This window comes from Chryseobacterium angstadtii, from assembly GCF_001045465.1.
GTDB classification, from domain to species: Bacteria; Bacteroidota; Bacteroidia; order Flavobacteriales; family Weeksellaceae; genus Chryseobacterium; species Chryseobacterium angstadtii.
This window is the reverse complement of record NZ_LFND01000002.1, coordinates 626,582-636,548: the sequence shown is the minus strand read 5'-3', so window position 1 is coordinate 636,548 and position 9,967 is coordinate 626,582. Positions and strand designations below refer to the sequence as shown.

General features: G+C 36.5%; 9 protein-coding genes. 2 read left to right on the top strand and 7 right to left on the bottom strand.

The window, feature by feature from the left end; translation table 11 throughout:
- Window positions 1-718 precede the first annotated feature (718 nt).
- From recA to ACM46_RS08185, 3 genes are all read right to left on the bottom strand, one after another.
- The gene (recA, locus tag ACM46_RS08195; RefSeq protein ID WP_048506128.1) at window positions 719-1,723 is read right to left on the bottom strand and encodes a recombinase RecA; all 1,005 of its coding nucleotides are present in this window, start codon (window positions 1,721-1,723) and stop codon (window positions 719-721) included.
- A gap of 201 nt (window positions 1,724-1,924) precedes the next feature.
- A complete protein-coding gene (locus ACM46_RS08190) occupies window positions 1,925-3,121 on the bottom strand; it encodes an oxygenase MpaB family protein (protein ID WP_048506127.1) in 1,197 nt (398 codons plus the stop codon).
- A 75-nt stretch (window positions 3,122-3,196) separates the two neighbouring features.
- The gene (locus ACM46_RS08185) at window positions 3,197-3,970 is read right to left on the bottom strand and encodes a response regulator transcription factor (RefSeq protein WP_048506126.1); all 774 of its coding nucleotides are present in this window, start codon (window positions 3,968-3,970) and stop codon (window positions 3,197-3,199) included.
- Window positions 3,971-4,397: 427 nt separating this feature from the next.
- Here ACM46_RS08185 and ACM46_RS08180 point away from each other — a divergent pair, with 427 nt between their 5' ends.
- Window positions 4,398-5,243 (top strand): hypothetical protein, encoded by an 846-nt coding sequence (locus tag ACM46_RS08180; RefSeq protein WP_048506125.1) that lies wholly within the window; start codon window positions 4,398-4,400, stop codon window positions 5,241-5,243.
- Window positions 5,244-5,395: 152 nt separating this feature from the next.
- On the opposite strand, the gene gap is transcribed toward ACM46_RS08180, so the two are convergent.
- The 4 genes from gap to ACM46_RS08160 all read right to left on the bottom strand — a co-directional run bounded on the left by gap (window position 5,396) and on the right by ACM46_RS08160 (window position 8,863).
- Window positions 5,396-6,400 (bottom strand): type I glyceraldehyde-3-phosphate dehydrogenase, encoded by a 1,005-nt coding sequence (gene gap / locus ACM46_RS08175; protein WP_048506124.1) that lies wholly within the window; start codon window positions 6,398-6,400, stop codon window positions 5,396-5,398.
- A gap of 30 nt (window positions 6,401-6,430) precedes the next feature.
- Complete coding sequence (pfkA, locus tag ACM46_RS08170; RefSeq protein WP_048506123.1) at window positions 6,431-7,417, bottom strand: 6-phosphofructokinase; 987 nt, start codon at window positions 7,415-7,417, stop codon at window positions 6,431-6,433.
- Between the two features lie 83 nt (window positions 7,418-7,500).
- On the bottom strand, window positions 7,501-8,373 hold the full coding sequence (locus tag ACM46_RS08165; RefSeq protein WP_048506122.1) for a DUF4846 domain-containing protein: 873 nt from the start codon (window positions 8,371-8,373) through the stop codon (window positions 7,501-7,503).
- Window positions 8,374-8,521: 148 nt separating this feature from the next.
- Window positions 8,522-8,863 carry a winged helix-turn-helix transcriptional regulator gene (locus tag ACM46_RS08160; protein WP_048506121.1) on the bottom strand — a complete coding sequence of 114 codons (342 nt, stop codon included), beginning with the start codon at window positions 8,861-8,863 and terminating at the stop codon, window positions 8,522-8,524.
- Between the two features lie 90 nt (window positions 8,864-8,953).
- Between ACM46_RS08160 and ACM46_RS08155 the strand changes: the two genes are divergently transcribed.
- Complete coding sequence (locus tag ACM46_RS08155) at window positions 8,954-9,766, top strand: DNA alkylation repair protein (protein WP_241485981.1); 813 nt, start codon at window positions 8,954-8,956, stop codon at window positions 9,764-9,766.
- Window positions 9,767-9,967: the final 201 nt, after the last annotated feature.

Here is a 9,967-nt window from a genome sequence, read left to right as displayed (position 1 = left end):
ACTTATGATCTAAGCGGTAAGCAGGATATATGAATCTTATTTTTTGCCTTTCTTTCTTTCTTTCTTTCTTTCTTTCTTTCTTTTCTTTTCTTTTCTTTTCTTTTCTTTTCTTTTCTTCAATCCCCTTGTCTTCCTTTAGATAAGTTTACGCCTTTGTTTACCTTACTTCTACGGTCTGTCTGTAATCTATTCTTTGTTTATCCTTGCGGTTATATTGCAGCCATAGCTAATCTTTACCGCTCAATACTTCTTAATCGTCTATCATATCATATCATATTTGTATCCTATATATTCATTAGGAGTGGGCTTTAGCCCGCTTATCCGATATCATCTATGCATTAGGCTTTAGCCAAACCCTAAAACCTTAAAAACATAAAACTCTTCCCCAATACAATAATCACATCAACATCTGTGTCAATCTGTGCCATCCGTGGTCAATAAAATTAATCTTCTTGTCAAGAATAGGTATGACTTATCCATCAGCTTATAAAGAATCAATGAAATTAATTCTCTAGGAGCGGGCTTTAGCCCGCTTACCCGATATCACCCATTCCCCAGGCTTTAGCCAAACCTTAAAACCTTAAAAACATAAAACTCTTCCCAATACAATAATCACACAAACATCTGTGTCGATATGTGGTCAAAAAAACAACAAACTAATAATTACAAAAAAAAGACAGCCCAAAAGCTGTCTTCAATATCATAAATCTGAGAAAAACTATTTGTTATTCTTCAGTTCTTCTTTAATTTTATTTTCAAGTTCCTCCGCAAGCTCAGGGTTATCTCTTAAAACATCCTTTACTGCATCACGCCCTTGGCCTAACTTAGTCTCTTCATAGCTGAACCAAGAACCACTTTTCTTCACAATTCCTTTATCAACAGCTGTATCAAGAATTTCACCTACTTTAGAGACTCCTTCACCATACATAATGTCGAATTCAGCCTGTTTGAAAGGAGGGGCTACTTTATTTTTCACAATTTTTACTTTCACACGGCTTCCGATAGCTTCATCACCGTTTTTAATTGGAGCACTTGCCTTTCTGATATCAATTCTTACAGAAGCGTAGAATTTAAGGGCGTTACCACCGGTAGTTGTTTCAGGATTTCCGAACATAACACCGATTTTTTCTCTCAACTGGTTGATAAAAATTACCGTACATTTCGTTCTTGAAATAGTAGCAGTCAGTTTTCTTAATGCCTGAGACATTAATCTTGCGTGAAGACCCATTTTAGAGTCTCCCATTTCGCCTTCAATTTCTGCTTTTGGAGTAAGCGCTGCTACCGAGTCAATAACCACGATATCAATTGCTCCTGAACGGATAAGGTTGTCAGCAATTTCCAATGCCTGCTCACCGTTATCCGGCTGTGAAATAATAAGGTTTTCTAGGTCAATTCCCAGTTTGGCAGCGTAAGTTCTGTCAAATGCATGTTCCGCATCAATAAATGCAGCAATACCACCGGCTTTCTGTGCTTCAGCAATGGCATGAAGGGTTAGGGTTGTTTTACCTGAAGATTCCGGACCATATATTTCAATGATTCTTCCTCTTGGATAGCCGCCTACACCTAACGCGATGTCCAGTCCTAAAGATCCTGAAGGAATTACCTCTATTGTATTATCTACGGAATCATCTCCCAAAGTCATTACCGTTCCTTTTCCGTATGTTTTATCTAGCTTGTCAAGCACCAGTGCCAGTGCTTTTTTCTTATCATCAATGTTACTCATCTCTATTAAATAATTTCTCAAAAATACATAATTTAAAGATCAAAAGCTAATATTATTTAGGGTGATAAACCGTTTTTTAAGTTAAAAAATAATTAAAATTTTAGCCTGATGTTATTCATTACGAATAGGATGTAAAAGTTTTATGACAGCAGAGTTAAAGAACAATTTTTTACTATCATTAAACAGATATCTTCCTTTCTTCTAATGAAAATTGGAAGTCTTTGTTATTCTAAGATAATCTTCCAGAACCTTCATCTGATCTTTGTTTCCTCTTTTTATTCTGGCATTTCGGCTTACCAGCTGATCATAAATTTTATTGAACAGGATCTTAGCCTTTGGAAACAGATTTCTGTTAGAAACTTCCGGAACCTGCAGTCTTTTACATACTTCATCATCCAGTAAAAACCATGTACAGCAGATATGGAGATACCTTAGATTTTTTCTTTGGAATTTGAATTTTAAGATAGGATTTTCCAGCGATTCATTCAGAAGAGAATGAGCCAGAAGTATGGAGTCTTTATCGGAAGGAGGCTGCATAGAAGTCCACAGATAAAAATATTCCGTAGCCTGTTTTTTATTGTCCGGAAGAAGCGGTTCTGGAATCCCCAATAAATATCCTACATATTTCCACAAATGGAAGATCCCTTTTTCTTCTTCTACTGAAAATGTATTTCCCAATTTTTGAAGACTGTGAAGAAAAACAAGGCTGAAGCCGATATAGGTGGCCATCATATCCCAGGAATTAATGGGTTCTCCCCAGTTTTCCGCATCCCACTGTTTATAGTGTTTTTTTATAGAAAGGCGGGCATAGGAGTGAATAAGGCGCGTTTTTATGGCAAACTCATATCCTTTTGCATGAAGTTCCAATGCATCATAGCGGGTTGCATTTACCCAAAAATCCAGGGTTTCCGAAAGACGTTTCACAGCCCCTTTTTTCAATGCTTCTGTAGCAGTTAGAGGCTTGTTGAGATAGGCATAATCATAGCCTCCTATCAAACAGTAATCCCTTAACGAGATCAATGAATCCAGGTTGCTTCGCATACAGAGCTCTGCACCGCTTTTCAAGAGGTGATAATCAAGCCATTCGGGAATTTGTTGAGTTTGGGTAAAAAGTTCTTTTACACTTTGGGGAACAGGATCTGCTTCGGAAACACCGTTTCGTATATATTCTTCAATCTCTCTTGATGCTTCGTGAAATTTTTTCGTAAAATAGACATCTTTTACTACTGCGTCACCCACTTCATCCACATGGTAAAAATAGGGCGAAAATTTTTGAAAGTCTTTAAAATTTACTTCCGCTCCGGAAAATTCAATAAGCTGTTTTCCATTGCCTTTCTCCCAAAAATCTCTGAAGTGTGGGGCATCATTAAAACGGGGTTGTATAATCGTTACTTCCATTGTATATAAAAATACAAGTTTTGCACCGAAATTCCCTGGTGAGATTTGTCAGGCTTTGTGTTTAATGGGAGGGGATCAGACAAGTCCACTCTCAAAAGCTTTTTTCACAAGTTCTTTACAGTTTCTGGAATCTGTTTTTCGTAAAATATTTTTTCTGTGTGTACGTACTGTATGTTCTGAAAGGATCAATGCCTGAGCAATTTCAGGCCCTGAATATCCTTTGGTGATAAGAGCAAGAATTTCCATTTCTCTTTTCGTTAAGTGTTCAGAAAAATGGGCAGGTTTTGAAAAGCAATCCAGTCTGATCTGATGAAAATCATTTCTTGGACCAATCCCGGAAATCAGGACTGTATAAGGGTTTTCTTTTGTAATATGATGGATATTGGTATGAATGTTTATTGCCTGAACGGGAATACCCATTTCATCTTCCATAGTGATAACGGATTGATGATGGAAGAGTTCATAATTTCCCTCCGCCGTTTTCATTCGGAAACAATAGCTACATTTAATATAAAGCTGGTGTTCCAGGCCTATTTCTCTCATTTTGTCAATGAGGGTTTGTTCGGCCTGCATTACAAATTTAATATCATCAGGATGGGTAAGGTCGATAACTTCTTTTAAATTTTCAGGATAGCCGGTGAGACCATGCAGTTTCAGAATATTTTCATGATGGTGAGAAAGTGTACTGTTGGTAAGATTTAGTGCATAATAGTAGAATTCACCAATGGCAAACATTTCTCCTATAATACGTTCCACGGGAAGTCTGTTCAGTATTTCTCTGTCTCTTCTGATACCGGGGTAAGTATTCCAAACTTCAATGAGAGGGTGTTTCTTTTCCGAATTCTCCATGGATAAATAGTTTTATGCTAAAATAGCTAAAATACTTACAAAATACCACAAAAGGGGGATTTTTTTACTTTGATAAAATTCCAAACTTTGTACTAACTAATAACCATGACATCTCATTGTATTCTATTATGATTTGTTTAATGATTAAATATTTTCTATTATTTTATTAATTATTGAAATATTGATCATCAATCTATTCACCTGCCGTCAGTAAAAACGGCTTTTATTTTAAAGTTAATAATGAATGTTATAAAAACGGTTTACTCTTTTCTTTTTAGTTGTTTGAAAATGATAAACTAATGGCCTCTCATTGCTGGAGAGGCTTTTTCTTTTTTATGCACTTATCTTTCTTGTTATCTTAAAATCACCCGAACGGGTAATTTACTTGTATTCATGGATTTCCAAACTTTGTACAAAACTAATAGCCATGAAAACTTATTTATTATTAAAGATTTTTGCTTTCGTAATTTTTACGCCTATCATCTTTTTTGCACAAATAAAAGTTGAAAAAGCAGAAGAAATTGTTAACAATAAAATTGTTATTAATAGAAGTATTACTATAGATTTATCGGTTAAAATTGACAGTATTGAAGTTCCTGTTGAAAAAGGAAATTATAAGCTCTATATACCATCTTCCCAGTTAAAAAGTTTGGTGATTTTTAAAAAGGCAGTTGAATATGAACCGTTAAAAACAGGTACAGATAAAAAAGACGGGATTCCAGAAAGCTCTTCCCTTAACAATGAAGCGGTAGCGGAACTTAATTTTAAAAGCAATACAAAATATATTCTGCACATTGGAGTTACAGGAGAAGACAAAAAAAGAATATATATTATAAAAAGTGAATCTGACTGGAAATGGACTACTTCTTTCGGGGGAAATGCTGTTTTTCACACCAATCACTCCAGATTTACGTCTGTAGATAATGTAGTTGTACAAAACAGAGATGGTAAAACGATGGACCTGATGCCCAGTATTATGTTTACATTTATGAACAATCAAAAGAACTTTTCTCCCGGATTCACAGGTGGTTTAGGATATAATTTTGAAGAACTGTCTATCTTTGCAGGTGGTGCTCTGGGAATTGGACAGAATATTATTTTATCAGCAGGAGTTGCCGTACATAAGCAGAACCGCCCAAATACAGATTACACGGTAGGGCAGTCAATTGACAGTTCAGTGACATCAGATAATTTGAACAAAATGCAATACAGGGTAAATCCATTTGTAGGAATATCCTTTAGATTTGATAAGAATCCTTTTGTAGCAAAATAGTTTATAGTTAAGACAATTATTAAGAATAGAATTACTTGTTTCTTTTATATATTTTACTCTTATGTTTGCACTATAAACTTAATTATAAAAATTTAAAAAAGCCTTCCCATCAGGAAGGCTTTTATTATGTATCGCTAATTGCTCATAACTAATTATAAAGAAGCAGCGTGTACAAGCATATCTACCAACTTGTTTGAGTAACCCATTTCATTGTCATACCAGGAAACAAGTTTTACGAAGTTTGGAGAAAGCATGATACCAGCATCTTTGTCGAAGATAGAAGTTCTCTTATCTCCTACGAAATCCTGAGAAACCACTGCATCTTCAGTGTATCCTAAGATTCCTTTTAATTCACCTTCAGAAGCAGCTTTGATAGCAGCACAGATCTCATCGTAAGAAGTAGCTTTTTCTAATCTTACGGTAAGGTCTACTACAGAAACGTCTACAGTTGGTACTCTGAAAGACATACCGGTAAGTTTTCCGTTAAGTGAAGGGATTACTTTTCCTACCGCTTTAGCAGCACCTGTAGAAGAAGGGATAATGTTGTTAAGAGCAGCTCTTCCTCCTCTCCAGTCTTTCATAGAAGGACCGTCAACTGTTTTCTGAGTTGCTGTTGTAGCATGTACGGTAGTCATAAGACCTTCAACGATTCCGAAGTTATCGTGGATTACTTTAGCTAAAGGAGCTAAACAGTTAGTTGTACAAGATGCGTTTGACAGGATTTTAACATCATCAGTAAGTTCTTTGTGGTTCACACCCATTACGAACATTGGAGTATCGTCTTTAGATGGAGCAGAAAGGATTACTTTTTTAGCACCTGCAGTAATGTGTTTTGCAGCATTTTCTTTATCTAAAAATAAACCTGTAGATTCCACTACGTAATCAGCACCGATTTCGTTCCATTTAAGGTTGCTAGGATCTCTTTCAGCTGTTACTCTGATTCTTTTTCCGTTTACTACAAGGTCATTACCTTCTACAGAAACTTCACCTGGGAAAATCCCGTGTACAGAATCATATTTAAGCATATAAGCCATGTATGTAGCATCGATAAGGTCATTGATTCCTACTACTTCGATGTTATCTCTTTCAGTCATTGCTCTGAAAACAAGACGTCCAATTCTACCAAACCCGTTGATACCTACTTTAATTGTTGACATAATAGTTTGTTTTAAATTATATTAAAAATATTAGATTGCTAAAATTTCTGAAATCAGTAAAAGATCCTGATTGATTTCATTATGTTTTTTGATGGCCTCTTCGATAGGCGTATACACCACATCGTTGGAACGCATTCCTGCCATTACGTTGGTTTGCCCTTCCATTAATCCTGTTACCGCACCATAGCCCAGTCTGCTCGCCAAAACTCTGTCGGCACAGCTCGGAGAACCTCCTCTTTGCATATGGCCCAAAATCGCTACACGAATATCATAATCAGGGAACGCCAGTTTTGTTTTTTCTGCCAGTTCGTAAACGTTAGCCAGCTTTTCACCTTCTGCTACTACTACGATACTTGATGATTTTCCTGATTTTTCAGCAGTTCTGAAATTAGCGAAAAGCTCATCGATACTGTCTTTTTTCTCAGGAATTAAAATATCCAGAGCACCCGTTGCCAATCCACTGTTTAAAGCAATAAAACCGGCATCACGACCCATTACCTCCACAAAGAAAACCCTGTTGTGAGACGTGGCCGTATCACGGATTTTATCAATCGCATCCATTGCCGTATTCAGCGCGGTGTCGTAACCGATTGTGTTATCAGTTCCGAAAATGTCGTTATCAATAGTTCCGGGAACACCAATTACACGGATTCCAAATTCTTCATTAAAAACTTTAGCTCCCGTGAAAGTTCCGTCTCCTCCGATGCAGACCAAGCCTTCAATACCAAGCTTTATACAGTTTTCATAAGCTTTCTGACGGCCTTCTTTGGTTCTAAATTCTGCGGAACGGGCAGATTTCAAAATAGTACCACCCTGGTTGATTATATTTTTTACGGAACGAGGTCCCATTTTCAGGAAATCGTTGTGAATAAGCCCATTATAGCCTTCTCTTACTCCGTAGCATTCAATATTATAATAGTTGGCGGTTCTTACTACCGCCCTCAATGCTGCATTCATACCCGGAGAGTCACCTCCTGAAGTAAGAACCGCAATTTTTTTTACAGCACTCTCTTTCATCTAGTAAAAAATTTCGAACACAAATTTACAAAAACAAGTTCAGATAATGGCAGTAAGTTGATAAGACTTTTGAATATAAATAATTAAAAGCTTCTAAAATTTGTAGGTTTAAAAAAATACCTCGCTGTTTTCGTTTCCGGAGAATTTACATCAAGACGGTACCACGGCGAAATATTTTTTTCAAAAGGATTGGAAAGCGTATGAATGGATTGGGCAGGAGTAAAGCCCTCGCTTAATAAAAATAACTTTTCGCCCTCTTTATTTTTGCATACTCCGGATATGAAAACAATATGTCCGGGACTTCCCGGTGTAATCAGAATATCACCCGTTTTCAGGGCTGAAGTCTTTAAAACAGGCTGAGTTTCCTTGTTTAATGAAATAGTTCCTGCATAGTTGAAGATCAGGTCCAGATACTTTCTGAAATTCTGATAGGAATTATCAAAACCTGCTGCCTTTCTGAAACGCACCGAATTTCCGTTAACAAATGTCCGGATTCCGTTTTTATAATTATTCCATGAAACCAGATCTCCACTTGTAAAATGAAACTGAATCTCATCATACTTTTGGGCTTTATAGAGATATTCTGCCCGCAGCCGGATAGCAGCATCAGCACATTGCTGCAGGTCTTTATTCCCGGTGTCAATATCGAAAACAGCCTCGTGAAGATCCTGTGTGGCAATGGCCGTTCCGTCATATTTCATAATCTGGCTCCCATAAGGTTTAAGTTTAAAATTCTCAATAAAATATCCAAAAGAACCGGGCTTTTCTTCCATCCATGTATAGCCTTCAGGGGCGGAAAATCGCTCTCTGATTGTATTTTTATTTTTATCGATTTGAACAGGATTTTCCTGAGTTATGACCTCTGCAATATTGGTCTTACTTCCTGATATGGCTTTGTCATTACTGCATGCTGATGTGATTAATGCAGTCATTAATATGGAAATAGTTTTTTTCATGTGGTTTTTATTGAATTACAAATATGATGGATTTTTTGAAGATGAAATGTTTTTTTAACCACGGATTTCACAGATTTACATATATGTTTGCGTTTTATCTGTGTTCTCTATTCTTTGTTCTTTGTTCAATTTACATGAATGAAATTTGTTAAACTTCCTCATTTTCAGTGATTAAAATCTTTCCCCAGTCATTCAGCTGCCAGAGAATCTGTACCAGTTTTTCACCAAGCTCTGTTAGAGTATATTCAACTCTGGGAGGCAATTCATTAAACGACTGTTTAACCAAAATGCCATCCTGCACCATCTCATTGAGCTGTTGATTCAAAACTCTGCGGTCTACTTTAACGATACCGCGGAGAAATTCACTCGGACGTTTCTTCCCTTCATGAATCTGCCACACAATAGGAATTTTCCATTTTCCACTGATGGTATTGACGGCCATTTCCAACGGACAGATTTTATTTTCTTCAACTTTTATCTTTGTTTTCATAAAATTGACTTTTTTGTCACTATGGGAGAAAAATATGCGCTATTGCCTATTTTAATCCACTTTCAGACTTTTGTAAAGTTAACCATTTACATGAATAAGAAGATGACTGAAAAGCGTAAAGGAGCCCGCTCCACAAAAGATATTCCTGCCAATATCTTAGATCAGTTAAATCGCGGCGAAATTGAAAGTGTCAATCTCACAGAATGGCTGGCGGTAGATCAGAAACTGCTTTTGGAGAATTTTCTGCTGCAAAATAGCAGAAAAGAATACCTGGATCCCATACTGGGTGCGGTTAGCAATCTGAAAAAACAAACCGTTAATACCGTTAATCAAGCTATTGGTACAGGCATCCTGGATGAAATTTTAAAACATAATGATGAAGGATTTTTTTCTGTAGTTTCCGGTCATACATCAGATCTTGTGAGATGTTGGGGAACCTACATGATCGGTAGAAATGAAGCTTTAACGATACAGCAAAAACTGGAACAGATTCAGCCATTTGCTTCCGACTTCCATTTTGGAGTGCGGGAAATTTGCTGGATGGCCGTGAGACCGGATATTGCCGGTAATCTTGAAGAAAGTCTTTCAATTTTATCCAAATGGACAGCTCACGAAAATGAATATATCAGACGTTTTTCCAGTGAGTCTACCAGACCGAGAGGAGTTTGGTGTGAACATATTGATGTTTTAAAACAAAATCCCGGGTTGGGACTTGAAATTTTAGAACCTTTACGATCTGATTCATCCCGATATGTTCAGGACAGCGTTGGAAATTGGCTGAATGATGCCAGCAAATCACAACCCGAGTTTGTCATAGAGATTTGTGATGAATGGCTTCGTGAAAATCCTACAAAAGAGACTCAATATATTGTCAGGAAAGCTTTAAGAACCATTAAAAAGTGAAAGTTATCCACAAAGTAAAAATGTTGATTTGATTTTTTATCCCATACATTGCAGATTTACATATGATTATATGACCTTTTCAAAGTCTTATTTTCCTAAGGAGTGACTTTTTTGTTGGATTTTCAGGTGAAAAATAAAGTTGAAACAAATCCAATATTAACTGTATGTTAACGGGAAAAAGTTATCCACAATATGAGTTAT